This is a genomic window from Synechococcus sp. A15-24, assembly GCF_014280195.1.
Classification (GTDB): domain Bacteria; phylum Cyanobacteriota; class Cyanobacteriia; order PCC-6307; family Cyanobiaceae; genus Parasynechococcus.
On record NZ_CP047960.1, the window covers coordinates 1,193,758 to 1,216,103 of the forward strand.

Sequence of the window (22,346 nt, forward strand, 5' to 3'; positions counted from 1 at the left end):
CTGGCTCATTCATCGTCGTATCCGTCGTCGTAGAGATCGTTGAAGCGTTCCACACCAGCCTCACGGAACCGAAACACCGGCGGTCGTTCAGAGGATCGTGATCGTGGCTCGTGGTCCGCAGCCCAGGGTTCGCGGAAATCGCAGTCGTCGTCTTGCCGCATCGGTCTGCTGGCGTGCTTGTTGATCCTCCCAGGTGATCAGCCGTGATTGAACGCACCCATGAGGGGCTGTACTGCCGAGCGGCCGATGCCTGGGTCGACCCTTGGCGTCCGGTCCCCAGAGCCCTAATCACCCATGCCCATGCTGACCATGCTCGTCCCGGATGCGGTGAGTACTGGGCCGTGGCCAGCAGTGAAGGCGTGCTCCGGCAACGCCTCGGGCAAGACATCACCCTGCAACCGGTTCAGTACGGCGAGGAACACTGGCTGGGGCAATGCCGCGTGTCGTTCCACAGCGCCGGTCATGTGTTGGGGTCGGCCCAAATCCGCCTTGAGGTGGATGGTGAAGTGTGGGTGGTAAGCGGGGATTACAAGCGGGATGCCGATCCCAGCTGCGTGCCGTTTGAACCGGTCCCCTGCGACGTGCTGATCACCGAGGCCACCTTCGGGCTGCCCATCTATCGCTGGCAAACCGGAACGGAGATCGCCGAGGAGATTCGGGCCTGGTGGCAGGGTGATCGACAGAGACCATCGCTGTTGTTCTGTTACGCCTTCGGCAAGGCGCAGCGACTGATGGCGGAGCTCAACGCCATCGGTGTGAACGACGAAGTGCTGCTGCACGGCGCCGTTGAAACCGTGACCCGCCACTACCGGGCCGCCGCTGTCCCCATGACGCCCAGCCGGCCGGTGAGTGATCTCCCAAGATCAGACTCCCTGGCCGGACGTTTGGTGCTGGCGCCACCATCCGCCCATCGCTCCAGCTGGATGCGGCGCTTCCGCTCTCCTCAAACGGGTTTTGCCTCAGGCTGGATGGCCGTTCGGGGCGCCAGGCGTCGCCGGGGTTACGAACGCGGCTTTGTGCTGAGCGATCACGCCGACTGGCCTGGGTTAATTCAGACGGTGAGGCAGTCCGGAGCACGCAAGGTTTATGTGACCCACGGCCAGAGTGATGTTCTGGCCCGATATCTGCGCGAGATCGAGGGGATTGAGGCGGAGCCCCTTGAAACCTTGTTCGAAGGGGAAGCGGATTAAAACTTGGCGATGCCTTCGGGAAGCTCGGGCAGATTGAGATTGGCCTGTCGACCTTCAATCGCCGCTTTCAACGACTCAACCAACATGGCGTTGCCGCTGTCTTTGATGGCCTCAAGAGCCTTCTCAAGGCGGCGACGGCGATCCGTTGGGTCATCGGCCACCGTGGTGGTGATGGTGGAGACGCTGCTCTGCGAAACCGTGTTGGTGGCGCGCACTCGATCCAGCTGAGTAGCGAGGCTCTCCCAGAGCAAAGCCATGTCGAGTGATCGTGATAGAACAACTTTCGATCAGAACAGCACAGTTCCGACGAACCACGACAACAGTTCGCGACAAAGACTTACAAATGTTCTCTTAACATTCAATGTTATTTATGGCATCCCATATCGAGACAGGGTTACCGCGGTGTGAGTGACGTCCAGAGGGTCTGTGGGAGCTGCGCCGAAGCCCATCAACGAGGTTGAGCGACTCCGCGCGCTCAGTGAATACAGAATTCTGGGGACAAAGCCTGAAGAGAGTTACGACAACATCACAAGCATGGCGGCCATGATCTGCCATGCTCCTATCGCTCTGATCTCCCTGGTGGATCAAAGTCGGCAGTGGTTTAAATCGAGGGTTGGATGTGACCAGCAACAAACAGAGCGGGATATTTCCTTCTGTGCCCACACCATTCTGAATCCCCAACCACTGATCGTTGAGGATGCTTTGTTTGATCAACGGTTCCAGGACAATCCACTGGTGCGGGAAGATCCCAACATCCGGCTTTATGCAGGCTTTCCACTTAACACACCAAATGATCAAAGGATTGGCACCCTCTGTGTGATTGATCGGATGCCGAAATCATTGACGAGCGTTCAGATTCAGGTGATGCAACGATTAGCGGATCAAGTGGTCACACTGCTGGAACTCCGCAGGAGATCCCTGGATCTTCTGGAAGAGTTCTGCAAACTTCAAGACAGCAAAGGCTTGATCTGCAGTTGCAGCTACTGCCGCAAGATCCGGGATGGCAGCGGAGGCTGGCAGCCATTCGAGGATTACATGATGCGGCACAGCACCTTGAACTTCAGCCATGGGATCTGTCAGGGCTGCATGTCCGAGCACTTCCCGGAGGTCAGCCGGGCAGGCTGTTAATCACCAGAACAACAGGCGCGAGGGCCACAGCGAGAAGGCCGTAGGCGGTAACAGCTCCAGCGAGTCGTTGGCGGGTCATGGGCTTGTCTCAACTTGACACACCATCCGCCCAAAACAGTCGGAACACATCACCCGTCCGGGGGATTGTGCTCACCAACTCCGATACACAAGTCGTCCCATCAACTCCCGGAGAGCCCTGGAACTGTCATCCAAGCTGCGGGAACGGGTTCGTTACGACATCAGCTGGGTTCCACTGGTCAGGATGACCCACAGACGCATGCCTCCATGAAGGCCTTCCAGGCCCTGTTCGATCGACTGGATCGGATGAATGGAACCAACGCCAAGGTGATGGCGCTGGCGGAGCACTTCCGCAGCACGCCCGCTGCTGATGGAGCGTGGGCCCTGCAGCTGCTGCTCGGGAAACGGCGACGGCGGCTGATCACCGGACGACGGCTGAGGGACATTCTTCGGGATCGAGGTGGACTACAGGAATGGCTGATCGCCGACTGCCATGGCCAGGTGGGCGATTCGGCGGAAACCATCAGCCTGCTCTGGCCAGCCGTGAAGGATCGGATCCAAGGCCAAGCAACGGATCTGCCCTCCATCAAGCCAGAGCAGCCGCTGCATTGGTGGATGGAAACCTTGCTGCCAGCGATCGGTGCACTGAAGGACGACGAGCAGGCCGATGCCGTGATCCATCTCTGGCACTCGGTACCGGATGAACTGCACTTCATCGTCAACAAGTTGCTCACCGGCGGCTTTCGCGTCGGCGTGTCCACTGGACTAATCAGCAGGGCGCTTGCCACGGCCTTTGAGCTGGAGGACACCTTGGTGGTGCAGCGGCTGATGGGGGGATTCACGCCCTCAGCGTCTGCATTCCTTGCCTTATCTCGACCTGAGGCTCCTGAAGAACATCAATCCAGCGGTGTGCCTTACCCCTTCTTTCTGGCCAGTCCACTGGAGCCGGAACGCCTCGTTGAGACACCAGCCAGCGGCTGGCGGGTTGAATGGAAATGGGATGGCATCCGCGGCCAGCTGATCCATCGCGGCACGGGCGTTTATCTGTGGAGCCGGGGTGAAGAGCTGGTGAACGACAGCTTTCCGGAGCTCGTGGATGTGGCTGCGGCCTTGCCGCAGGGAACCGTGCTCGATGGGGAGGTGATCTGCTGGCGCGAAGGAGACGAAACACCATTGGGGTTTGATCAATTGCAACGACGCCTTGGGCGCAAAACAGTGGGCAGCACGCTGAAGCGTGAGTGTCCGATGCGGTTCGTCGCCTACGACCTGTTGGAGAGATCCGGCACCGACATCCGCCAGCGTCCCCTGCATGAACGCCTACACCAGCTCGACGATGTCCTGAACCATGTCGACCATTGCGAGGCCTGGCGGCTGCACCGCAGCCCCAGCTGGGTCCTGCAGAGCTGGGGTGAACTGGATCAACAGCGAAACAACGCCCGGGAGGTCAGAGCGGAGGGTCTGATGCTGAAGAACATCGACTCCCCCTATCTCAGCGGGCGCAAGCGTGGCCACTGGTGGAAGCACAAGCTGGAGCCGATGACCCTCGATGCCGTGCTGCTCTACGCCCAGGCCGGTAGCGGACGACGGGCGAATCTGTTCACGGACTACACCTTCGGTCTCTGGAGTGATGCCGCGGAACCCCAGCTGGTGAGTTTTGCCAAGGCCTATTCAGGCCTGAATGATGAGGAGATCCTCGAGCTGGATCGTTGGATACGGCGCAACACCTTGCAGCGGTTCGGGCCGGCACGATCCGTGAAAGCGGAGCTGGTGTTTGAGATCGGATTTGAAGGGATTCATCCCTCCAAACGCCACAAATCGGGCATCGCTGTTCGCTTCCCCAGAATTCTGCGCTGGCGTCGCGACAAACCTGCTGAAGAGGCTGATCGACTTGGCACCGCGCAGACATTGCTGGATATCACAGTAGTTTGATACGAGATCGGTGAATCAGTTGTTGCTGTTCCAGAAGCAATCAATGGCGATTCGCCCTTCCTGCGGAATGACCGTCTTGCGGTTGATCAGGTATTCGACGATGGATTCACCATTGTCCTGGAATACAATAAATTTGTAGTTCAGCACAGAAGCGACAGACCGGTTAAACCCGACGGTAGCCGTCCATGTGTTCTGATTCACGTATTCCATGCGGTAGGCCTTCGCGTGATCCCAATGACCAAGCTCGTCACAATCACCAATGATGGCAATTGATTGACCTGGTTGAGTCTCAAATCCGTTGATCTGGAACACAACCACCAGTGGAGCCTCCACAGGGTTGCCTTCAGCACTGATCACCATGGCCGAATTGCCGTGCACGCGATACCCCTGAAGGCCGCCGTTGCTGATGTTCACGGGAAAGCCTGTGATCAAACAGGTGTAGGAACCATCTGGCATCTGGATATTCTCAGCATCAACAACATGATCATGCTCACTTTTGTTGACCATCACCATCACCGCTGAATCACGGAAATTACGGGTGTAGAGATAGAAGTCGTCATTAATCCAAGCTGTATGGTGAGATCCGAGGGACAGAGCCTGGTTTCGATGACGCAAGTCAAGCAACGTCTGGACCAACTTAAAAGAGTGACTCGACGTATCCCATGACTCCATCATGGGGCGGTTGTAGGGATCTTGACCACCATTCGTAGCATTGTTCAGGTACTGCTCCGTTCCATAAAAGAGACAAGGAACACCCCTGAGAGTGGTGAGGAGAACAAGGGCAAGATCGAGCTTGCGGGAATCAGGGACGATCGACAGGAACCTTGGCATGTCGTGGTTGTCGATGAACGTCACCAATTCATTGGCACGTTGATAAACGCTGTCATAGTTGAGCACCCGTTCAACCTGATGGAAGCCGCCAGGCTCCTGACCAGAAAAACAAAAACGAATGCCATCGCATAGACCGAAGTCAAGAATAGACATGCCGATGTTGTTGGCATAATCAACAGATCGCTGCTCCCAAGGCTTGCTGAATCCGTACTCACCAAACATGAACAAGCCAGGCTTATGTGCCTTCATCGCCGTCGTGAATTCCTGCCAGAACCAAATCGGCATGTGCTTGAGAGTATCTACGCGCAAAGCATCCACCCCAGCATCCAACCACATCTGAATAGCAGACTTAATATAGTCACGGTAATAAATATTTTTTTCGTTAAATGTCGCCAAACCCATCATTTCAAGATGAATTAGCTGATATTCATCTTCCCAGTCGGTGATTTCACCTTCATGGTAGTAGAAGCCTTTTTGATCATTATTGAAATCAGCAAGTGGCTGTCCATCATCAAGCACAACTCCCTTACTTCCGTTAATCTCAGGAGAGCTGTGATTGCATACAATATCCAAGACAATCTTAATATCCGCCGCATGGCATGCATCCACCAGTTTTTTTAGAGTAGGAGACTCTGAAATACTGGTTGACTCACCAACTTTTACAAATCGAGGATTAAGTCGCTTGAAATCGCGGGTCCAATAACCATGCATCGGCGCACGGCTGAACTGCAGATCGCTGACTTGCTCGAACAACGGAGACAGCCAAAGCGCTGTTACCCCGAGATCTTTAAGGTAATCAATCTTGTTGATAATTCCCTGCAGATTTCCACCCCAGTACTTGCCCCAATCTTGCCTTGTTTGATCGAAGAGACCTTTGGCATCTTCTTTTTCCGAACCTTCCTGATCACCAGCAACATCGTGACCATCATGAAAACGGTCTACAATCAGGAAATAAATTACCTCAGACCGGAAGTCAACCGGGGAATCAAATAAATGGTGCTTGAGATCAGCGACGACTGAGGCAGAAAGGTCGGACACAGGACTTGAGCCACTTCTGACATGGTGATCAGAAAACGAGGACCTGGCTGTGGTGAGGCGAACTTTGACCAAATCAATACAAGGCAGAAGCAACGCTTGCCTAATTGGTGATTCAACATTGCTTGAAGTCAACTGAGCTTGTGCACGCGCTCGACCCGATCCATGAGTGGTTTGACCACCAAGGCTGGACACCACTGCCCTTTCAACAGGTCACCTGGGAGGCCTACCTCGAGGGTCGCAGCGGCCTGATCCAGGTGCCCACAGGATCCGGCAAGACCTTCGCTGCGGTGATGGGACCAATCGCCCGGATTCTGGCGGACGAGAGCACGACCAAAGGAATTCGGTTGCTGTATCTCACCCCGCTCAGGGCTCTGAGCCGTGATCTCGCCCTTGCTATCCGCGAACCGATCGAGGCGATGCAATGGCCCCTGCGCGTGGGCATCCGCAATGGCGACAGCAGCAGCAGTGAACGAGCAAAACAACTGAAATCGCCGCCACAGATTCTGGTGACCACACCGGAATCCCTGACGCTGCTGCTCAGCAACTCGAAGGCGGAGGAGCTGTTCAGTGGTCTGGACACGGTGGTGCTGGATGAATGGCACGAGTTGATGGGCAGCAAGCGCGGAAGCCAGACGGAGCTTTGCCTCAGCTGGTTGCGGCAACAACGGCCCCAACTGCAGACCTGGGCCATCAGCGCCACCATCGGCAACCTGGAACAGGCAGCACGTCATGCCCTTGGCACGGAGGGCGACCCACTCATCGTGGGGGGCGCCCCTGCCCGCAGCACCGACATCAACAGCATCCTTCCGGAGACGGTTGACGGCTTTCCCTGGGCCGGGCACCTGGGGCTACGGATGTACGAAGAGCTGGTGGCGCGGCTCAATCCAGGGGTCAGCACGCTGCTGTTCACCAACACCCGCAACCAGTCGGAGCGATGGCACCAATGCCTTCGCTTCGCCTGCCCGGAGATGGAGGACGCCCTGGCCCTGCATCACAGCGCCATTGACCGCAGTGAACGGGAGGCGATTGAAGCGGCCGTGAAGGCCGGCGGCATCCGTTGGGTGGTGTGCACCAGCTCGTTGGATCTTGGCGTTGATTTCCAACCGGTGGAACAGGTGGTGCAGATCGGCAGCCCCAAGAACCTGGCGCGGCTGTTGCAGCGAGCTGGCCGTTCGGCCCACTTGCCGGGCGGCACCTCACAGGTGCTGTTCATGCCCACCAATGCCCTCGAACTGCTGGAACTGAGTGCCGTGCGGCGCGGCCTCGACGAAGGGCTGGTGGAACAGCGCAAGCCACCACATGCACCGTTGGATGTGCTGCTGCAACACCTCACCAGCCTCGCCTGCGGGCCTGGATTTGATCCCGATCACACACTGCAGTCGATTCGCCAGTGCGCCGCTTACTGCGATCTGACGCAACAAGACTGGGACTGGTGCCTGCTGTTTCTGGAACAGGGCGGCGAATGCCTGACGGCCTATCCCCGCTACCGAAAACTGGAATGGGACCAGGAAACGGGCCGATATCGCATCCGCGAAAAGGCGATTGCCCGATTGCATCGGCTCAACATCGGCACGATCACGGCGGCTCCGGCGATCACGGTGCGTTTTGTGCGTGGAGCCGTTCTGGGTCACGTGGAGGAAACGTTCATCAGTCAGCTCAAGCCGAAGGATGTGTTCTTCTTTTCCGGCCGGCAGCTGGAGTTTGTACGGCTGAGAGACATGACCGCATACGTCAAGGTGAGCAACCGCAAGACCCGTACGGTGCCGGCCTGGGCCGGCGGTCAGATGGCGCTGTCTGACCTCCTGACGCATCACCTCCGCCTGGAGGTGGACCGGGCCAGCCGCGGCGAGCTCGACACACTGGAACTGAAGGCACTTGAGCCCCTGTTCGAACGCCAGCAGGATCTCTCCGTGCTGCCAAGGATCGGTCAGCTGTTGATCGAAACCTGCTCCACACGGGAGGGCACACACCTCTACGCCTACCCCTTTGAGGGTCGGTTCGTGCATGAGGGAATCGGCTTCCTCTGGGCCTCCCGTCTCACCCGCCTGGAGCGGGGAACCATCACGGTTTCCGTCAACGACTACGGCTTTGAGCTGTTGGCCCCGAAGGGCTACCCCATGGCTGAATTACTGGAGGATCACAGCGAATTGCTGTTGGACCGTCAGAACCTCAAACGAGATCTGCAGAACGCGTTGAACCTCTCGGAACTGCAACGGCGGCGTTTCCGAGCCATCGCCCAGATCGCTGGATTGATGAATCGCGGCTTCCCGGGGTCGAGCAAGAGTACTGGACAGCTGCAGATCAGTGCGTCGCTGCTATTTGACGTGTTCAGCCGCCATGAACCGGAGAATCGTTTGCTGCGCCAAGCCCAGCGCGAAGTGCTGGAGGAACAACTGGAACTGCCGCGGCTCGAGGCAGCTCTGGAACGCGCCGCTTCACAGGAATGGCTGCACGTTTCAACCCCCCGACCAGGACCCCTCGCCTTTCCCCTGCTGGTGGAGCGACTCAACAATCGCATGAGCAATGAATCCGTGCTGGAACGGGTTCAACGGATGCGGGATGAAGCCCTGCGGCGGGAACACTGACCAAGCAATGGGTGGTTGTTCGGGTTGACGACCATCGGGAGATCCCGTTTAAAGAGAGCCTTAGTCGTTTTCACGATGTCCAACTCCACCAATTTCGATGTTGTTCCGACTGAGGATGGGGCTGGCTACTGGGTGAAGATCTGTTCGGAAGAACGCTGCTGCCGAGCCTTTGTCTCTTCGATGCACATGGCAGACGGCAAACGTCCACAACTGCTCAGTTGTTTGCACGACAGCAAAATGGTTTCCCATTGATTTGCTCATGAAAGTCAATCTGCCTAAGCTCGGCGGAGAGGCTTTAGATCCATCAAAACAATTCAACTGATCGAGTTTCTCAGCACGCGCAGTGTTCTCACTGACGTTTTGAGTGATGATGACATTATTGCCCTTGTTCCCCACCTTGGGGTCGAGACTGTCGACGCAGATATGGTTTTAAGGCCAGAAGGCGAACCCGATTGCAGCCTGCTCATCGTGGTCAGCGGCGAGGTTCGACTTAGCCACGACGGGACAGAAATCGACAAACTTCATCCTGGGCAAACTTTCGGCGAGGAGCCTTTTCGGAAGATGGAACCAGCTTTGAGCAGGCATCTGCCACTTTGGAAACCGTTGTGGCGCGGCTCGAAATGAAGCATTTCGAGAACTTTCTTCAGCAAAATTGCAAAGCAGCACAAAAATTAAAACAGTACTTTAATAACTTGCACCGCAAGCGATTGCACGAAGTTGAGGGAATCAGTTTCACAGACGAAAGAAGATTTCTCGCTCTTGTTGCGCACAACGAAATGAAACCTAGCTTGATGGAATTTGCAAAAAATCATCAAGACAAATTACGGCGTTTTCATCTAATCGCCACAGGTACGACAGGTATCAAGCTGTATCAGGAAACAGGTTTAATGCTCTCTAAGAAGGTGGCTTCTGGCCCTCTTGGCGGAGATCAAGCCATTGGAAAAATGATTTCCGAAAGCAGCATTCTTGGAATGATCTTCTTTCGCGATCCACTTTCCGCCCATCCCCACCACGCCGATATCGAGGCGCTGGGACGGCTGTGTGACGTTTATCAGGTGCCGTTTGCCACCAATCCAGGGGGCGCTGCCGCCATTCTCAACTACTTGTTGGTCGATCATCCCGAGGAGGCAGTGATTCCCAATCGCGTGTTGGAGAACTACAGAAATCAGCAGAAAAAAGTCGTCGCATCGGCGTGACCAGCTCCTGGGCCACGTTCATCGCCCTCTACCTGCGGATCGGACTCCTTGGCTTCGGTGGTCCCCAGGCTCACATCGCCATGCTTCGGGAGGAGATCGTGCTCAGCCGAGGTTGGGTTGATGCCGATCGCTTCGATGAAGGCCTGGGTCTCTGTGAAGCGCTGCCTGGTCCCGCCTCCAGCCAGATGGCGATCTACCTGGGATGGCTCCAACGTGGCTTGCCGGGGGGGTTGATCAGTGGGATCTGTTTTCTGCTGCCCGGCCTTTTGATCGTGCTGGCCCTCAGTGAGCTCTGGCGCAACGGGCAATCCATCCCCAGCTTCACAACGGCACTGCAGACGCTGCAACCGGTGATCGCAGCCATCATCTGGGCCTTTGCCTGGAAGCTCCTGCGCAACCGCAGGGCTGGATGGCAACGCATCACAGCTGGTCTAGTGATGCTCGGTGGACTGCTCAACAGCTTCAGCCCCCTGACATTTCCAGCTGGTGGTCTGCTGTTGCTGGCCGGTCTGAGCCGATGGCTGATCGCACAAACGCCATCAGCACCAACGCCACCTTCGGCAGGCAACGCTGGACTGTTGGCACCGGTCCCCCTGGCCACAGCTCCCCTGCTTTTTGGCTCATGGGGCCTGCTGGGCCAGTTATTCGCCGTGTTTTTCAAAACAGGCCTACTGGTGTTTGGCGGAGGATTGGTGATCATTCCCCTGCTTGAGCAGCAGGTGGTGTCGCTGGGCTGGCTGAACTCCGCTCAATTCCTCGACGGCGTCGCGATCGGTCAGATTTCACCTGGCCCTGTGGTTCTTACCAGTGCTTTCGTCGGTTACCAGGCCGCCTGGCAGGAAGGGGGAGTCTCGTTTGCTGTCTTGGCTGCCTGCACGGCAACAGCCGCCATTTTCCTGCCCAGCTTTGCGTTCATCCTTGTGGGGGCATCCTTTTTGCAACGGCTCCGCCAACGACCATCGGTGAAAACGGTGCTGAGTGGTCTGCTGGCGGGCGTGCCCGGAGCCGTCGCAGCGGCTGCAGTTCCGTTGACATGGACAGCTGTGGAGAGTGGCGTGATCTGGGTGCAGCTTCTGCTGTTCAGCCTTGCGCTGTGGCTGAGCGTGACTGGACGAATGAAACCTCTGCCGCTGATCAGCGCATCCCTGATGATCGGGTTGTTGCTGGAGTGGCTTCGTTGAGATGAAGCTGTTTCTGGTGGTGCTGGGAGGTCGTTGTCGGGGTTGCCATACCGAGCAGCACGACGTGCGATGGGTGGTGGGAGAGGAGATTGAAGACACCTACCCCCAGTTGATTCAGCAATGGATCGGACTTCGCCGCGGACTGCATCTCGACAGTTATCGCACTGTCGAACGTATCGACAACCACCTGGTTGAGGTGCTCCCTGGCCCTCTTGCGTCGAGGGAAAAGAAGACCGATGGCACGGCGAAGCTTTGGTTTGTCAATCTTGGGGCCTATGACCCCAGCTCAATGGCGGAACGTCATCACTTCGGACTGGTAGTGGCTCGATCCACAGCGAGCGCCAAAGCGGCGGCCAAGCGTCGCTGGCTCAAGGGACTCGAACAGATCCACAAAGACGATCTGCACAGCGTGATGCAGGAACCTGAGCTCGACGACCTGTTGCCGATCGACGGCAACGGGCAGTGGAGTCTCCGACTGACACTGGTGAACGAGGGTGATGATCCATCGGACCGGCCTGATTGGTATGGCTACCGGTTGATCTGAGACCTCCACCAGGGCTGACTTCAACGGTTCCCCGTGAAGCTGACGTTCAGATCCTCACCACAACTCATCAGAAAAGCCACCTCGGCCCGGTCTGAGAGAAACATGCAGGTGGTGGCACCACTCCTCTCCTGGTAGCAATACACATCCATCCCTTCCGATGGTTGGGATGACGTCACAACCTGTCCGTCACGAAGAATGTATCGGTTCAAATTCATGACTCAGGTTCCCTTCTGCTACAGGGGCGGCATCGACTGGGCAACAAATATGTCGATCACAACAAATAAGAGGACCAGGCATGTCCATAACGACCATCAGACCATCCCAGACGCGACAAGGGCTATGGAGACGACAAGCCGCTGATACCGGCTAGAACGTCCACAGTTGTTAGGGCCGCATGTTTCAAAAATTTCCGGCGCTGCGCCGTGTGTCGATCTACATGGTGCTGAGCTACGTCGCCTTGACGTTGGTCAACAACAGCCCCCTGGATCTGGACAACATGTGGGTGGTGTACCTACCCATGTTCATCACGGCATACATATTTTCACGATGGCTGGACAGCCGCTTCAACCAGGGATGACTCAAGAGCAGGTTCAACCACTGAAGGAGAAGGAAAAAGAGGAATGGCGACAATTCCTGCTTGAGCAGCTGATCAATTTTCTGGAACAGAACCGAGACAGCATCCTCTCGAATTACGAAAGCATCAACACGGGACAACTCAGCCGTGAGGCTATCGAAGCCCACGGACTGCTTGATTTCGACCTATCCATCACCCTCCACCAGGACAAAAAGCAAAGTTTTGGCTTGGGCTCAGGTTTCTTCAAGGCCAATCTGATCCGCTGAAATCAGCCGCTTGTTATCAAGTTGTGAACACCAATTGACGCATCGCGATCTCTTCCTAGCGTTCAAGCAATCGCAGATTGATCATGCGGGAACAGATTCTGGATGAGCTAATTCAGATGGACACCTGGGACTGGTGGAAATCTCTCATCTATGAGCTAAGAGAGCGCAAGGATTACGCCGAGGCGGAGGCTGTCTTCAACGAATTCAAATTGAATGACAGGCGTTAAGGGCTGCTGCTGGTTTGTTGCGTTAGCAACAGGCGTCATGGCAACACCGAGCCATGCATTAACGGAATGTGAGTTTATACAGCGAACAATGAACAAATTAGGATCACGGATGTCAATCCTTCGCATGACAATCGCAACATCTGACAATCAAATTGCTCAAGAGGAAGCCAGCAACCAATTGCTTAGCGACACAGACGATTACAGATTGGCCAAAAAGCAATATGAGCCCTCAGATTGCGGGCCTGATCGCTGGAGCCGCGATTAACAAGCCGCCAATGGATCATGCAACGGTCATGACCAAGCTGTTAACTAGATTCTATATCATGAATGATCATCGTTACATATGCCTTTTCAGGTTGAACAGCCTCAACCAGTTCGTATTCTTTTGACGGGATCTCCAACTGAGGCATGCTCTCATGAGTGACGTTCAACGAGTTCACAAACGACTCGAGCATGGAGGCAACAATTTTGAACATGGGGAACAGCACACGTTCCCCAAACACAACGGTTGTTGCCAACACAACAATACTGGTATCCAACACAGGGTTGTTCAATCTAGCCATGGCTCAAACCCAAGAGTTCAGCCACCATACGTGAATTCAATCAAGATGTCTCGGACCAGAAATATTCTGGTCCGGCATCCCTCATTTCGTATACGACACACCGCGATAGGTTAATGCGATCGCGTTTGTCGCCAGTGCATTAGCAGCTTCCAACCTGCGTGCTTGATACACCTTTCCCTGATAACGGAGCTGAACATCCGGCTTCACCTGCGGAGTACAAGACTTGGTGTGGGTGTTGCCCAGAAACGTCAGTTGCATGGCTTTGAAAATGACTCGCGAATTTGCGGCCATCGCCAAATAAAAAACAAGTTCGGCGCAGCACAAAATGATTTTGACAATATAAAAACGTTTAGAGCGCACCTTTAAATTGTTCCATTAGGAACATTTTAATCGCTCATATCGATTCTCTAACACATTATTTTTCTGAATGATCTAACCAGACAGGTTCGTTGACCAAACCAGACTCTCAAAACTTCAGTGCGTATCTCCTGTTTGACAGCCATGGACCAGGGCCGTGAGGATCACAGGGCTCGCGCTGTTTTGAATGGACACCCAGTCCCTGGTCACCATCGCCACACCGTTTCTGGTGTTTGGCGGTGTCTTTGCAGTGCTGTTACTGGTCTGGGATCGCTCCTGATCCATGTGGACCCCTTACGCGGACTGGATTTACACCGTGGTCAGCCTGAGTGGCCTGCTGCTGATCTGCTGGTTGGTGTTGGTGCGATCTGCCCGCTGAAATCAACCGACGATGGCTTCCATCTCAGGCTCCAACAGCACATCTCGGGCGTTGTTGTAGCGCGTCATCAGCTCAGGATCGCCACCCTTGTCGGGGTGATGCTTCACCGCGAGCAGTTTGTGAGCACGTTTCACCTGCTGCTCCGTGAGTCGTCCGGTCAGAGGCAAGCCAAGGCTCTGGCGGGCCTTGATGGCGTCGATATCAGGGTCTCGCCCCATTGGACACTGTTCGCGGCGGTGGTTGGCTTTGCCCGGCTTGCGTTTGGCACTCTTCTTGCCGGATGAACCTGCGCCACCGCCGAAACCGCCGCTACCGGCTTCACCACCCCCGAGCCCAGTCGTTTTCGCCACCGGAAGACTCACCACAAGGGCGTCACAATGACTGATCGGGGGTCCCGGCTTCGGTGATCTGCGTGACTCCCAGCCCTGAAACCCAGCAGCCAGACCATGGAGCGCGTCCGCGACTACCCCCGTCCACCACGGTTGGAAGCCTCTCAGGACCAGATCCGGGTGGAGGCTCTAGGCGAAATCCTTGTGGAGACACAACGCAGTTTGCGGGTGCTGGAGACCTTCCATCCCCCCACCTATTACTTGCCGCCGGAGGCCATGAACCAGGTGCTGCTGGTTCCCGCCCCGGGGAGGCCGTCGTTCTGTGAATGGAAGGGTGTGGCCAGCTATTACGACGTGGTGGCAGGAGAGCGGCGGCTTAATCGAGCGGTATGGACTTACAACCACCCCAGTGAACGGTTCCGCGAGCTGGCCGGGTGGTTTGCCCTCTACCCAGGACAGATGGATGGCTGTTGGGTTAACGGCGAACGGGTGACTCCCCAGCATGGGGGGTTCTACGGCGGTTGGATCACATCCCAGGTTGAAGGGCCCTTCAAGGGGGATCCCAGTCATCCGGAACTGATCTGATCTGATCAACCCAGGGGCTTGGTGGCCACCACAGCGAAGAACGGATCACCCTTGCCACCGAGCAGTCCCATTACCCCCTCACCGCGGGTCTGTTCCGCCACGATCTCTGGCTTGGGCCAGCCCTGTGCCATCAGCACCGAAGCCACATAACTGAGGTGATCACGGTCATCACCATCGGTCCAGACCTGAGGGGCCTTGGTGAAGAACATGCGGTTGCTGAAGGCCACGATCACCTGGCCTCGAGGGCGGGTGATCCGCAGCAATTCGGCGGCAATGGCTTCCGGTTGCTGCAGGTACTGCCAGCCGGCAACGATCAAGGTGCAATCAAAACTGTCGTTCTCAAGAGGCAGCACCTGATCACGATTGAGGTTCTGTACCCAATGGCGATCAAGGCTGGGATTGGCTGCCAGCTCCTCGTCGTTGAGCCCATGACCCACCACGGTGTCGTAGGTGATGTCGTCCGGCAGATGACTGACCCAGCTGCTCATCAGATCCAACACCTCGGCGCAGGGAGGGATCCGTTCTCGGTAGAGCTGCGTCAGACGCGCCCGGAAACCCGCGTCGAGATGATGAACAAAGCGAGGCTCGTTGTAAAACAGCGCGTCATCACTGCCATCCAGCTTGTAGCGCTGGGATTCCTCAAGAACGCGAACAGCAGGCATGGCTCAACCCAGTTCGAGATACCAGCGCACCACGCCCGTCAGTTGACCGACGATGTCCTGGCCTGTGAACAGTTCCCCGAGAACCGCGGCCGAAAAACCCACCATCGCGGCACGACCATTTAGGCGTTCGACGAAGGTCAGCGCCGACTGGTTCCAAGGGCGTGCTGTGGTGAGGGACTCACCGAAACGCTCCGGTTGCTCGTACTGGAAAGCCGGTCGTGTCATCGCAGCGAACAGATCCATCGGACCTTAACGGCCGTATCCGGTCGACTGGGGTAGGCAGACCAGGATCCATCCGACGAGCGTCGTTCCAGACGACCGTCTGAACAGAGCGCACGCATCGGCACAACCTTGCTCGTCCATTCGTCTCGGCCGGTTGGCTTCAGCAGCAGGCCGGCCTCGAGCTCCATGGTGTCCCCCACAGCGCGAGGCTTTCGTATGTATTCAGCAGCTTCAACACGGGCATTGCGGATGGCATCCATGAACTGCCACTCCGGCTCGGGCAGATACTCCTCACGCAGCTGTTGCATCGCCTGAGGCTCAGGCTTCGGGCTCCAGTCGGCCTGGGCGAGCGCCCCAGGCGCAACAGCCAGAACACTCAGGACCGCGACGGTCAAACGATGAAGCAACGGCACGCAATGAGCGACGAAGCATTTGATTCAATCAACAAAAAACCCCTGAATGGAGCAGGGGATGAGATTGGAACAGATTGATTCAGAACACCCGCAGGGTTGGATCCGTGGACACCAGCTGCAAGCGGCATAGCGTGATCTCCAGTGGTTCATGCACCGGAGCCTCAAAAGCGAGGGGTGTTGAAACACCTGCAACAAGCAAACTGAAGCTGACGGCCAGCAAACATTGCTGAACGGTGTTGTGTTGGGCTGTTTGGGTTGTGGTCATGGCTGACCTCCTGGGTCGTGTGGGATTTGGATCTCCCTTGAATGCATTCAGCATCAGCGAAGCGGACGATCTGCACATCCCCCAAACGGGTGAAAACCCGCGTTGGATTATTCACTCCGAATGAATTAATACCAGGAACTTTACGAAGCGTTGAAACGAAAACATGAACAAATGGTTATGGCATCAGGCAGATTGGACGTGTCATGTTGAGCGGGTCACACCTCAGAGCTCATGTCAACAATCACTGAGGGACGGACTCCCTACACCGTTCGCCACAAGAACTCCAACGGCGAGAAGCTCGAGTCCTGCTTTTACGCCAGCGATGCCTACGAAGCCCGGCTGCTGGCTATGGAATTCAACGCCTACATCAAACAGCACCCCAACTGCATCGACTCCATCCTTCAGACCAAGGCCTGATGCCTCAAGGCTCGAGCTGCTCAGCGGCAGCCCGACGGCGTTCCACCTGAAAAAACACCACCCAGGCCAGGCTCGACAGTCCACCCCCAAGCCAATCGCTGCGCAGGAGTTCCACAATCGCCACTGTGCTGGCCCCGATCCTCAGGCCCCGCAGCAGAAGATCCATCAACACAGGTGTCCGAGGTTGATCGCGCTGCATCGGCTGGATCCGGAAGTATGGCGTCACGGAAGCTTCCCATGACCTCTGATCTCCCACAGGACGCCGCAGCTGTCCTGGAGCTGGAACGCCAAGCCCGCCTTCTGGGTTCGGGGCTGACATCCCAGACCCTCTCTGGCTGCTGGTGGCTGAACACCACCTGGTCGCGTCAAGCCAAGGCAGCACCGAAGGCGTCGACGCTGCTGCTGCGCACTCTGAAGGCCTGTCTAGAGCTTGAGCAGAACGAAACAGGCCTGCGGATCGCCAACCAGGTGAACCTGGGCCCGCTGCTGCTTCGCTTCGAGGGGAGCGCCTGCCTGCTGGGTCGCCGGCCCCTGTTGCAATTCAGCTTCTCGTGCGTACGCGTGATGCTCGGTTCCTACCGACTGCTCGAGCGCTCCCTGCCCCAGCCCAAACCCCAACGGATGCCCTTCTTTGCTCTCATTGCCGTCGGCGATGACGCCCACTGGCTCTGTGCCCGCGGACGGGGCGGTGGCCTGGCGCTATGGGTGAAGGACCCTGCCATCCAGCGATGACAATCAGCGTCGCCCTGGCCGTGCTCCATCGGGATGGACGCTGGCTGTTGCAGCTGCGCGATGACATCGACTCAATCATTTATCCCGGCCACTGGGGTCTGTTCGGTGGCCATGTCGAGTCGGGAGAGTCTCCGGCTGACGCTGTTCAGCGCGAACTGGAGGAGGAAATCAGCTGGGCTCCCTCAACTCCGCTGCAGCACTGGTTCAGCGATGACAGTGGCACCCGCACGGCCCACGTGTTCCGCGGTGTGCTGACGGTGCCCCTGGAACAGCTGTGCCTTAAGGAAGGGCAGGACCTCAAACTCGCCAGCCTGGAGGAGCTCTGCAGGGAGAAGATCTGGAGTGATCACTGCCAGGAGCAGCGTCCGATCGCCCCAGGCTTGTCCATCGTCATGCGCCGTCTGCTGGCGGAGATGGATGACGCCTGAAGCCTGGTTCGACATTGAGGACGGCGAAGCCTGGCTGGGGGGTGCGCCGGTCCTGCAGTCCCTGTCGCTGCAGCTGCGACTGGGGGAATCCACCACGGTGCTTGGACCCAACGGAGCCGGCAAGAGCAGCCTGGTGAAGCTGATTGATCGCAGCCTGCATCCGATCGTCAAACCGACTGCCCACCTGAAATTGTTCGGGTCATCAACGGCGAATCTCTGGCGGTTGCGGCGACGGTTGGGGGTGGTGACCAGTGAGCTGGAACAACGCATTCCGGCTGGCTGTCCTGCTCGGGAGGTGGTGCAGTGCGGCCTGTTCGGCTCCATGCGCCTCGGACGAGACCAGGTGCCAAGCACCGCTCAACGGGACCTCAGCGACAGCCTCATCCAACAACTGGATCTGCAGTCGATCGCCGAACAACCGTTCGGGACGTTGTCGGATGGTCAGAAACGCCGTCTGTTGATCGCGCGGGCGCTGGTGCACGCTCCGGAGGTTCTGGTGCTCGATGAGCCGAGTCGAGCCCTGGATCTCAAGGCCTGCCACCAGCTGCTCAGCACCCTGCAGCAGCTCTGCCGCAAGAACACCACTGTGGTGCAGGTGACCCATCGCATAGACACGATTGTTCCTGAGATGCAGCGGGTGCTGTTTCTCTCTGGGGGCCAGATCGTGGGAGACGGCACGCCCGACGAGATGCTTCAGGACACGCCGCTCAGCACGCTGTTCGACACACCGCTGCGGGTGGTGCACGCCAATGGCTTCCGTCAGGTACTGCCGGCCTGAACAGGAGAGGCCTCGAGCCACTGCTGCAGGCTGCGCAACGGCTGATCGGGCGAACTGGTGATTTCAATGATGTGCCCACTGGAGGCCGGACTCTCCAGAGCATCGAGACAGACCCGGGCCACCAGCCGACGGGGAATGCTGCTGCTCTGCTGCTGATCCGCTCCCGTGAACACAACCCCTTCCGCCTCAGCGCGACCATCGTCCTCACTGAGGCCACCCGGACGGACGACGGTCCAATCCAGGCCACTTCGCTCCAGCCAGCGCTCACCCAGTCGTTTCCACACCAGGATCAAACCGAACAGATTCAGCGGGTGCAGCCAGCGACCCGCGCAGAGGGAACTCACCAACACCACCCGTTGGAGGCCGACCGCCCGGCAGGCCTGCACCTGAGACTGCACGCCAGCAGCGTCCACCTGCAGTGGACCAGCGAGATTGATCGATGGCCTGGCTCCCGTGGCAATGACCAATGCTGTGCATCCCTTCAAGGCATGCAGGAGCGCCTCACCCGAATTGAGATCGAGTCGTTGCACGTCGAGACGTTGATCACGCTCAGCCGCTGCCAGTGCCGGAGGCAACGTGGACTCCTGCCGCACGATGGCTCGGACGGACATGCCCCGCTGCAGGGCTTCCTCCACCACCCGCCATCCGGTTTTGCCGGAGGCACCGGACACCGCCACTCGCTGCATCAGCCGTTTGTCAGAGGTCACCAGTCAACTGCCCCTTGGACCGTCGCAGCACGCCATGGCGCGGTGCAAACAGGAAGGCCAGCAGAAACTGCGCTGTTTGAACCAAGACGATGCACCCGGCGGTGGAGCTATCGCTCCAGTAGCTGACGAACACACCGAAAACACTCGACAGGACGCTACTGATCACCGCCAGAACCGTCATGCGATCAAAGCGATCGGTGAGCAGATAGGCCGTGGCGCCAGGTGTCACCAGCATCGCCACCACCAGGATGATGCCCACCGTCTGGAGGCCAACCACCGCCGCCAGGGAGAGCAGGCCCAGCAGCATGTAATGAAGAACACCCGTGTTGATCCCGATCGAGCGGGCGTGGGTGGGGTCGAAGCAGAACAGCATCAGATCCCGCCTGAACAACAACAGCAGCAGCAACACGAGTGCGGAAATCAGCAGCGTCTGCTGAATGTCTCCGGCTGTGATGCCGAGGACGTTGCCGAACAAAATGTGGGTGAGGTCAATGTTGCTGCGGGTCTTGGACACCAGCACCAGACCGAGAGCAAAAAATCCCGTGAACACCAGACCGATCACGGTGTCTTCCTTGACCCGGGACTTCTGCTTCACAAAGCCGATCGCCGCCACCGAACCCACCCCGAAGACAAACGCCCCCAGCGAAAAGGGGAGACCCAGGGCATAGGCCACCACCACTCCGGGCAACACCGCATGGGACACGGCATCCCCCATCAGCGCCCAACCCTTCAGGGTCATGTAGCAGGACAGCAATCCGCAGACACCCCCCACCAGAGCACTTACCAACAGCGCTCTCACCATGAAGGCATGACTGAGGGGCTCCAGCAGCCAATCCATGCAGGGCAAGACAGGGTGGTGTTCATCCTCAACCATGAAAGCGACGGTTGAGCCTGCGCGAGAGCCATCAGGATGGGGGCCCAGGCTTCGGCCCGATGCCCCGCGCCTCCACCCTGATCGCCAGACCGGCCTTGCGCCGGTTGCCGACACGGCCGAGCAGGCTTGTGCAGGGGCTGATTCAACGGGTGCTTCCCCGGCTGTTCCGGCTGCAGGGCCTTGAACTGCGCAGCGGCAACGCCGCCCAGGGTCTGGCGAAGGCGTTCGCTGCTCAACAGGCAGGACAGAGCACGCTTCTGATCGCGTTCCGCCATCCCAGCACCCGGGATCCGTTGGTGCTGGCTGATCTGTTCTGGAATCGCATTCCCGCTGAGGCGGCCGCCTTGCTCCAGCCCCTGCCACGCCCGGTGGAGCTCCGCTTCCTCTACGACCGCGGCATCCCGATCTGGGCTGGCCCGGTGATCGGATGGCTGCTGCAGCGTTGCGGTGGCATCGCCATTCACCGCGGCCGACTCGACCGTCCAGCCCTTGCCCAGGCCCGCGCCACGTTGGTGCAGGGCCGCCATGCCCTGGTGGTGGCACCGGAAGGCGCCACCAACAATCTCTCCGGAGAGATGGCGCCGTTAGAGCCGGGGGTGGCGCAGCTGGCCTTCTGGGCAGCCGACGATCTCACCAAAACCAACGACAGACGGGAGCTGCAGTTGCTGCCGCTTGGCATCCGCTACAGCTGGCGCCAGCAGCGCTGGGGCGCTCTCGATCAACGGCTCACTGCTCTGGAGACCCATCTCGGCGTCGAGCCTTCAAAGAAGCCAGCTGAGGATCCGATCAGCCCACGCCGGGACCGATTGCTGCGCATCGGTGCCCACCTGATGTCGGCCCTTGAGCAACTGGAGCGCCTCAACCCCCCGGAGGGTCAAAGCCTGACGGAACGAATCGAGGCGTACCGGCTGCACGGTCTGGCCACAGCGGAAGCGCACTTTCAGCTGAAGGCCGGCGGCACCCTGCAGGAGCGCTGCCGCAGCATCGAACAGGCCGCATGGGATCGCATTTACCGGGAGGGACTGGACCAGCTGCCGACCCTCGAACGGGGCCTGGCGGACTGGGAAGCCCAGGAAGCCGATCTGCAGCTCAGCCGCATGCGGCTGGTGGAGCACTTCACCAGCGTCAGTGGTCATTACGTCAGTGATGCTCCGGACTTCGACCGTTTGGCGGAGATGCTGCTGCTGGTGGAGGAAGCGATCGGCTGGATTGAATCCAAGCCCTGGCCAGCACGGCCTTCTCTGGGACCGCAACGGGTGGAGTTGAGCCTCGGTGATCCCCTGCCGGTGCACACCCGTCTCCAGGACTACCGGCACAACAGACGTCGCGCCGTCCAGCACCTCACGCAGGCTTTGGACGACGAACTCAGCTCCCTGATCTCTCCAGCCTGAATCTTTCCTCCAGGACACCTCAATGCTCATCGCTTATCTCGTCTGCCTGCTGGCCGGGGCCGTGCTGATCAGCCTGTCCCTCGACAATGAGGGAGGTTTGGACGGTGAGGCGGGCAACCTGTCCTTGCTGTTCAGCACACCGTTCTGGTCCTTCGGACTGACGGGATTCGGGCTCTGCGGTGTGCTGATGTTGCTGTTGAGTCCGCCAGGGGCCTGGATTCCCCCCAGCGCTGTGGCTCTGCCCATGGGCTTGCTGATGGGATGGGGTGCCAATCGAGTCCTGAAGACCCTGGGCCGCCGCGAGGCCGACAGCCTGGTGCGCAGCGATGACCTGATCGGACAACAGGGCAGGGTCTCTCTGACGATTGAGGCCGGCGAGCGGGGCTTTGTGGAACTGAGCGTCCGCGGCAGCCTGATCCGTCGTCCGGCTCGCTGCCGCCAGGGACGCCTTCCCCGCGACACCAACGTTGTGGTGATCCGTGCCGATGCCAACACCCTGGAGGTGGAAGCGCTGGAAAACGCGAACTGAAGCCCCTT

The 22,346-nt window shown here is 58.1% G+C and carries 34 protein-coding genes; 19 read left to right on the forward strand and 15 right to left on the reverse strand.

What is annotated here, in order from left to right; genetic code table 11:
- Nucleotides 1-5: 5 nt before the first annotated feature.
- Nucleotides 6-161, reverse strand: coding sequence for a hypothetical protein (locus tag SynA1524_RS06515; RefSeq protein WP_186496093.1), 156 nt, complete (start codon nt 159-161; stop codon nt 6-8).
- 42 nt (nt 162-203) lie between these two features.
- Between SynA1524_RS06515 and SynA1524_RS06520 the strand changes: the two genes are divergently transcribed.
- The gene (locus tag SynA1524_RS06520) at nt 204-1,190 is read left to right on the forward strand and encodes a ligase-associated DNA damage response exonuclease (protein WP_186496096.1); all 987 of its coding nucleotides are present in this window, start codon (nt 204-206) and stop codon (nt 1,188-1,190) included.
- On the opposite strand, the gene SynA1524_RS06525 is transcribed toward SynA1524_RS06520, so the two are convergent.
- Nucleotides 1,187-1,447, reverse strand: a complete 261-nt coding sequence (locus SynA1524_RS06525) for a hypothetical protein (RefSeq protein ID WP_186496099.1) — start codon at nt 1,445-1,447, stop codon at nt 1,187-1,189. The genes SynA1524_RS06520 and SynA1524_RS06525 overlap by 4 nt on opposite strands.
- A gap of 169 nt (nt 1,448-1,616) precedes the next feature.
- On the opposite strand from SynA1524_RS06525, the gene SynA1524_RS06530 reads away from it, so the two are divergent.
- Both SynA1524_RS06530 and SynA1524_RS06535 read left to right on the forward strand, forming a co-directional pair.
- Complete coding sequence (locus tag SynA1524_RS06530) at nt 1,617-2,318, forward strand: GAF domain-containing protein (protein WP_186496101.1); 702 nt, start codon at nt 1,617-1,619, stop codon at nt 2,316-2,318.
- Nucleotides 2,319-2,603: 285 nt separating this feature from the next.
- On the forward strand, nt 2,604-4,265 hold the full coding sequence (locus SynA1524_RS06535; protein ID WP_186496103.1) for an ATP-dependent DNA ligase: 1,662 nt from the start codon (nt 2,604-2,606) through the stop codon (nt 4,263-4,265).
- Between the two features lie 15 nt (nt 4,266-4,280).
- Here the strand turns inward: SynA1524_RS06535 and SynA1524_RS06540 are convergent, their stop codons facing one another.
- Entirely contained in the window at nt 4,281-6,326 is a 2,046-nt protein-coding gene (locus SynA1524_RS06540) for an alpha-amylase family glycosyl hydrolase (protein ID WP_186496106.1), read from the reverse strand.
- Between SynA1524_RS06540 and SynA1524_RS06545 the strand changes: the two genes are divergently transcribed.
- Nucleotides 6,275-8,719 (forward strand): ligase-associated DNA damage response DEXH box helicase, encoded by a 2,445-nt coding sequence (locus SynA1524_RS06545; protein WP_186496108.1) that lies wholly within the window; start codon nt 6,275-6,277, stop codon nt 8,717-8,719. The genes SynA1524_RS06540 and SynA1524_RS06545 overlap by 52 nt on opposite strands.
- A gap of 60 nt (nt 8,720-8,779) precedes the next feature.
- On the opposite strand, the gene SynA1524_RS12885 is transcribed toward SynA1524_RS06545, so the two are convergent.
- Nucleotides 8,780-9,115: a hypothetical protein gene (locus tag SynA1524_RS12885; RefSeq protein WP_222930469.1), complete on the reverse strand. Its 336-nt coding sequence runs from the start codon at nt 9,113-9,115 to the stop codon at nt 8,780-8,782.
- A gap of 27 nt (nt 9,116-9,142) precedes the next feature.
- Between SynA1524_RS12885 and SynA1524_RS13205 the strand changes: the two genes are divergently transcribed.
- Genes SynA1524_RS13205 through SynA1524_RS06565 form a run of 4 tightly spaced genes read left to right on the forward strand, consistent with a single transcriptional unit; the run spans nt 9,143 to nt 11,640 of the window.
- Entirely contained in the window at nt 9,143-9,343 is a 201-nt protein-coding gene (locus SynA1524_RS13205; protein ID WP_353616585.1) for a cyclic nucleotide-binding domain-containing protein, read from the forward strand.
- The gene (locus SynA1524_RS06555) at nt 9,313-9,915 is read left to right on the forward strand and encodes a methylglyoxal synthase (protein ID WP_222930470.1); all 603 of its coding nucleotides are present in this window, start codon (nt 9,313-9,315) and stop codon (nt 9,913-9,915) included. Before SynA1524_RS13205 ends, SynA1524_RS06555 begins: the two co-directional genes overlap by 31 nt.
- Nucleotides 9,912-11,096 carry a chromate efflux transporter gene (gene chrA, locus SynA1524_RS06560; RefSeq protein ID WP_186496114.1) on the forward strand — a complete coding sequence of 395 codons (1,185 nt, stop codon included), beginning with the start codon at nt 9,912-9,914 and terminating at the stop codon, nt 11,094-11,096. Before SynA1524_RS06555 ends, chrA begins: the two co-directional genes overlap by 4 nt.
- 1 nt (nt 11,097) lies before the next feature.
- A complete protein-coding gene (locus SynA1524_RS06565) occupies nt 11,098-11,640 on the forward strand; it encodes a DUF1543 domain-containing protein (protein WP_186496117.1) in 543 nt (180 codons plus the stop codon).
- Nucleotides 11,641-11,660: 20 nt separating this feature from the next.
- Here SynA1524_RS06565 and SynA1524_RS06570 read toward each other — a convergent pair whose 3' ends face one another.
- Nucleotides 11,661-11,816: a hypothetical protein gene (locus SynA1524_RS06570; RefSeq protein ID WP_158305732.1), complete on the reverse strand. Its 156-nt coding sequence runs from the start codon at nt 11,814-11,816 to the stop codon at nt 11,661-11,663.
- Nucleotides 11,817-12,034: 218 nt separating this feature from the next.
- Between SynA1524_RS06570 and SynA1524_RS06575 the strand changes: the two genes are divergently transcribed.
- Nucleotides 12,035-12,217, forward strand: a complete 183-nt coding sequence (locus tag SynA1524_RS06575; RefSeq protein ID WP_186496119.1) for a hypothetical protein — start codon at nt 12,035-12,037, stop codon at nt 12,215-12,217.
- Nucleotides 12,214-12,480, forward strand: a complete 267-nt coding sequence (locus SynA1524_RS06580; protein WP_186496122.1) for a hypothetical protein — start codon at nt 12,214-12,216, stop codon at nt 12,478-12,480. The genes SynA1524_RS06575 and SynA1524_RS06580 overlap by 4 nt, the downstream gene beginning before the upstream one ends.
- A gap of 532 nt (nt 12,481-13,012) precedes the next feature.
- Here SynA1524_RS06580 and SynA1524_RS06585 read toward each other — a convergent pair.
- Both SynA1524_RS06585 and SynA1524_RS13005 read right to left on the reverse strand, forming a co-directional pair.
- Nucleotides 13,013-13,270 (reverse strand): hypothetical protein, encoded by a 258-nt coding sequence (locus SynA1524_RS06585; protein ID WP_186496125.1) that lies wholly within the window; start codon nt 13,268-13,270, stop codon nt 13,013-13,015.
- Nucleotides 13,271-13,351: 81 nt separating this feature from the next.
- Nucleotides 13,352-13,630 (reverse strand): DUF4278 domain-containing protein, encoded by a 279-nt coding sequence (locus SynA1524_RS13005; RefSeq protein ID WP_286188498.1) that lies wholly within the window; start codon nt 13,628-13,630, stop codon nt 13,352-13,354.
- Nucleotides 13,631-13,910: 280 nt separating this feature from the next.
- Between SynA1524_RS13005 and SynA1524_RS06595 the strand changes: the two genes are divergently transcribed.
- Nucleotides 13,911-14,006 (forward strand): hypothetical protein, encoded by a 96-nt coding sequence (locus tag SynA1524_RS06595; protein WP_042503531.1) that lies wholly within the window; start codon nt 13,911-13,913, stop codon nt 14,004-14,006.
- Between the two features lie 2 nt (nt 14,007-14,008).
- Here the strand turns inward: SynA1524_RS06595 and SynA1524_RS06600 are convergent, their stop codons facing one another.
- Nucleotides 14,009-14,356, reverse strand: coding sequence for a molecular chaperone DnaJ (locus SynA1524_RS06600; protein WP_286188499.1), 348 nt, complete (start codon nt 14,354-14,356; stop codon nt 14,009-14,011).
- A 96-nt stretch (nt 14,357-14,452) separates the two neighbouring features.
- Here SynA1524_RS06600 and SynA1524_RS06605 point away from each other — a divergent pair, with 96 nt between their 5' ends.
- Entirely contained in the window at nt 14,453-14,920 is a 468-nt protein-coding gene (locus SynA1524_RS06605) for a DUF427 domain-containing protein (RefSeq protein ID WP_186496131.1), read from the forward strand.
- A gap of 5 nt (nt 14,921-14,925) precedes the next feature.
- Here SynA1524_RS06605 and SynA1524_RS06610 read toward each other — a convergent pair whose 3' ends face one another.
- The 4 genes from SynA1524_RS06610 to SynA1524_RS06625 all read right to left on the reverse strand — a co-directional run bounded on the left by SynA1524_RS06610 (nt 14,926) and on the right by SynA1524_RS06625 (nt 16,482).
- Nucleotides 14,926-15,582 (reverse strand): class I SAM-dependent methyltransferase, encoded by a 657-nt coding sequence (locus SynA1524_RS06610; RefSeq protein ID WP_186496133.1) that lies wholly within the window; start codon nt 15,580-15,582, stop codon nt 14,926-14,928.
- A 3-nt stretch (nt 15,583-15,585) separates the two neighbouring features.
- Entirely contained in the window at nt 15,586-15,807 is a 222-nt protein-coding gene (locus tag SynA1524_RS06615; protein WP_186496135.1) for a high light inducible protein, read from the reverse strand.
- The gene (locus SynA1524_RS06620; RefSeq protein WP_286188500.1) at nt 15,804-16,199 is read right to left on the reverse strand and encodes a hypothetical protein; all 396 of its coding nucleotides are present in this window, start codon (nt 16,197-16,199) and stop codon (nt 15,804-15,806) included. The genes SynA1524_RS06615 and SynA1524_RS06620 overlap by 4 nt, the downstream gene beginning before the upstream one ends.
- Nucleotides 16,200-16,296: 97 nt before the next feature.
- Nucleotides 16,297-16,482, reverse strand: a complete 186-nt coding sequence (locus SynA1524_RS06625) for a hypothetical protein (RefSeq protein WP_186496141.1) — start codon at nt 16,480-16,482, stop codon at nt 16,297-16,299.
- On the opposite strand from SynA1524_RS06625, the gene SynA1524_RS13010 reads away from it, so the two are divergent.
- Entirely contained in the window at nt 16,481-16,606 is a 126-nt protein-coding gene (locus tag SynA1524_RS13010) for a hypothetical protein (protein WP_286188501.1), read from the forward strand. The genes SynA1524_RS06625 and SynA1524_RS13010 overlap by 2 nt on opposite strands.
- A gap of 107 nt (nt 16,607-16,713) precedes the next feature.
- A complete protein-coding gene (locus SynA1524_RS06630) occupies nt 16,714-16,899 on the forward strand; it encodes a DUF8647 family protein (protein WP_186496144.1) in 186 nt (61 codons plus the stop codon).
- Nucleotides 16,900-16,903: 4 nt separating this feature from the next.
- On the opposite strand, the gene SynA1524_RS06635 is transcribed toward SynA1524_RS06630, so the two are convergent.
- The gene (locus SynA1524_RS06635) at nt 16,904-17,125 is read right to left on the reverse strand and encodes a hypothetical protein (RefSeq protein WP_502707890.1); all 222 of its coding nucleotides are present in this window, start codon (nt 17,123-17,125) and stop codon (nt 16,904-16,906) included.
- Nucleotides 17,126-17,136: 11 nt separating this feature from the next.
- Between SynA1524_RS06635 and SynA1524_RS06640 the strand changes: the two genes are divergently transcribed.
- The 3 genes from SynA1524_RS06640 to SynA1524_RS06650 are packed head-to-tail and all read left to right on the forward strand — an operon-like array spanning nt 17,137 to nt 18,837.
- Entirely contained in the window at nt 17,137-17,631 is a 495-nt protein-coding gene (locus SynA1524_RS06640) for a hypothetical protein (protein WP_186496147.1), read from the forward strand.
- Complete coding sequence (locus SynA1524_RS06645) at nt 17,628-18,059, forward strand: NUDIX hydrolase (protein WP_186496149.1); 432 nt, start codon at nt 17,628-17,630, stop codon at nt 18,057-18,059. Before SynA1524_RS06640 ends, SynA1524_RS06645 begins: the two co-directional genes overlap by 4 nt.
- The gene (locus SynA1524_RS06650; RefSeq protein ID WP_186496170.1) at nt 18,049-18,837 is read left to right on the forward strand and encodes an ABC transporter ATP-binding protein; all 789 of its coding nucleotides are present in this window, start codon (nt 18,049-18,051) and stop codon (nt 18,835-18,837) included. Before SynA1524_RS06645 ends, SynA1524_RS06650 begins: the two co-directional genes overlap by 11 nt.
- Here the strand turns inward: SynA1524_RS06650 and SynA1524_RS06655 are convergent.
- Together SynA1524_RS06655 and SynA1524_RS06660 are read right to left on the reverse strand one after the other, a co-directional pair.
- Nucleotides 18,819-19,523 (reverse strand): SDR family oxidoreductase, encoded by a 705-nt coding sequence (locus tag SynA1524_RS06655; protein WP_186499554.1) that lies wholly within the window; start codon nt 19,521-19,523, stop codon nt 18,819-18,821. The two genes, SynA1524_RS06650 and SynA1524_RS06655, sit on opposite strands and share 19 nt — an antisense overlap.
- A gap of 10 nt (nt 19,524-19,533) precedes the next feature.
- Nucleotides 19,534-20,382, reverse strand: a complete 849-nt coding sequence (locus tag SynA1524_RS06660; RefSeq protein WP_186496173.1) for a metal ABC transporter permease — start codon at nt 20,380-20,382, stop codon at nt 19,534-19,536.
- Between the two features lie 95 nt (nt 20,383-20,477).
- Between SynA1524_RS06660 and SynA1524_RS06665 the strand changes: the two genes are divergently transcribed.
- Both SynA1524_RS06665 and SynA1524_RS06670 read left to right on the forward strand, forming a co-directional pair.
- Nucleotides 20,478-21,809, forward strand: coding sequence for a lysophospholipid acyltransferase family protein (locus SynA1524_RS06665; RefSeq protein WP_186496176.1), 1,332 nt, complete (start codon nt 20,478-20,480; stop codon nt 21,807-21,809).
- A 22-nt stretch (nt 21,810-21,831) separates the two neighbouring features.
- The gene (locus SynA1524_RS06670; RefSeq protein ID WP_186496179.1) at nt 21,832-22,338 is read left to right on the forward strand and encodes an NfeD family protein; all 507 of its coding nucleotides are present in this window, start codon (nt 21,832-21,834) and stop codon (nt 22,336-22,338) included.
- The last annotated feature ends 8 nt before the right edge of the window (nt 22,339-22,346 follow it).

Bases quoted from the DNA above. Each gene is read 5' to 3' on its own strand.
- SynA1524_RS06645 (WP_186496149.1), top strand. From the start codon at position 17,628: ATGACAATCAGCGTCGCCCTGGCCGTGCTCCATCGGGATGGACGCTGG.
- SynA1524_RS13205 (WP_353616585.1), top strand. From the start codon at position 9,143: ATGGTTTTAAGGCCAGAAGGCGAACCCGATTGCAGCCTGCTCATCGTG.
- SynA1524_RS06605 (WP_186496131.1), top strand. From the start codon at position 14,453: ATGGAGCGCGTCCGCGACTACCCCCGTCCACCACGGTTGGAAGCCTCT.
- SynA1524_RS06615 (WP_186496135.1), bottom strand. From the start codon at position 15,807: ATGACACGACCGGCTTTCCAGTACGAGCAACCGGAGCGTTTCGGTGAG.
- SynA1524_RS06565 (WP_186496117.1), top strand. From the start codon at position 11,098: ATGAAGCTGTTTCTGGTGGTGCTGGGAGGTCGTTGTCGGGGTTGCCAT.
- SynA1524_RS06665 (WP_186496176.1), top strand. From the start codon at position 20,478: ATGCCCCGCGCCTCCACCCTGATCGCCAGACCGGCCTTGCGCCGGTTG.
- SynA1524_RS06625 (WP_186496141.1), bottom strand. From the start codon at position 16,482: ATGACCACAACCCAAACAGCCCAACACAACACCGTTCAGCAATGTTTG.
- SynA1524_RS06575 (WP_186496119.1), top strand. From the start codon at position 12,035: ATGTTTCAAAAATTTCCGGCGCTGCGCCGTGTGTCGATCTACATGGTG.
- SynA1524_RS06640 (WP_186496147.1), top strand. From the start codon at position 17,137: ATGACCTCTGATCTCCCACAGGACGCCGCAGCTGTCCTGGAGCTGGAA.
- SynA1524_RS06650 (WP_186496170.1), top strand. From the start codon at position 18,049: ATGACGCCTGAAGCCTGGTTCGACATTGAGGACGGCGAAGCCTGGCTG.
- SynA1524_RS06655 (WP_186499554.1), bottom strand. From the start codon at position 19,523: ATGCAGCGAGTGGCGGTGTCCGGTGCCTCCGGCAAAACCGGATGGCGG.
- SynA1524_RS06535 (WP_186496103.1), top strand. From the start codon at position 2,604: ATGAAGGCCTTCCAGGCCCTGTTCGATCGACTGGATCGGATGAATGGA.
- SynA1524_RS06595 (WP_042503531.1), top strand. From the start codon at position 13,911: ATGTGGACCCCTTACGCGGACTGGATTTACACCGTGGTCAGCCTGAGT.
- SynA1524_RS13010 (WP_286188501.1), top strand. From the start codon at position 16,481: ATGGCTGACCTCCTGGGTCGTGTGGGATTTGGATCTCCCTTGAATGCA.
- SynA1524_RS06630 (WP_186496144.1), top strand. From the start codon at position 16,714: ATGTCAACAATCACTGAGGGACGGACTCCCTACACCGTTCGCCACAAG.
- SynA1524_RS06515 (WP_186496093.1), bottom strand. From the start codon at position 161: ATGCGGCAAGACGACGACTGCGATTTCCGCGAACCCTGGGCTGCGGAC.
- SynA1524_RS06580 (WP_186496122.1), top strand. From the start codon at position 12,214: ATGACTCAAGAGCAGGTTCAACCACTGAAGGAGAAGGAAAAAGAGGAA.
- SynA1524_RS06525 (WP_186496099.1), bottom strand. From the start codon at position 1,447: ATGGCTTTGCTCTGGGAGAGCCTCGCTACTCAGCTGGATCGAGTGCGC.
- SynA1524_RS06585 (WP_186496125.1), bottom strand. From the start codon at position 13,270: ATGGCTAGATTGAACAACCCTGTGTTGGATACCAGTATTGTTGTGTTG.
- SynA1524_RS06610 (WP_186496133.1), bottom strand. From the start codon at position 15,582: ATGCCTGCTGTTCGCGTTCTTGAGGAATCCCAGCGCTACAAGCTGGAT.
- SynA1524_RS06670 (WP_186496179.1), top strand. From the start codon at position 21,832: ATGCTCATCGCTTATCTCGTCTGCCTGCTGGCCGGGGCCGTGCTGATC.
- SynA1524_RS06660 (WP_186496173.1), bottom strand. From the start codon at position 20,382: ATGGATTGGCTGCTGGAGCCCCTCAGTCATGCCTTCATGGTGAGAGCG.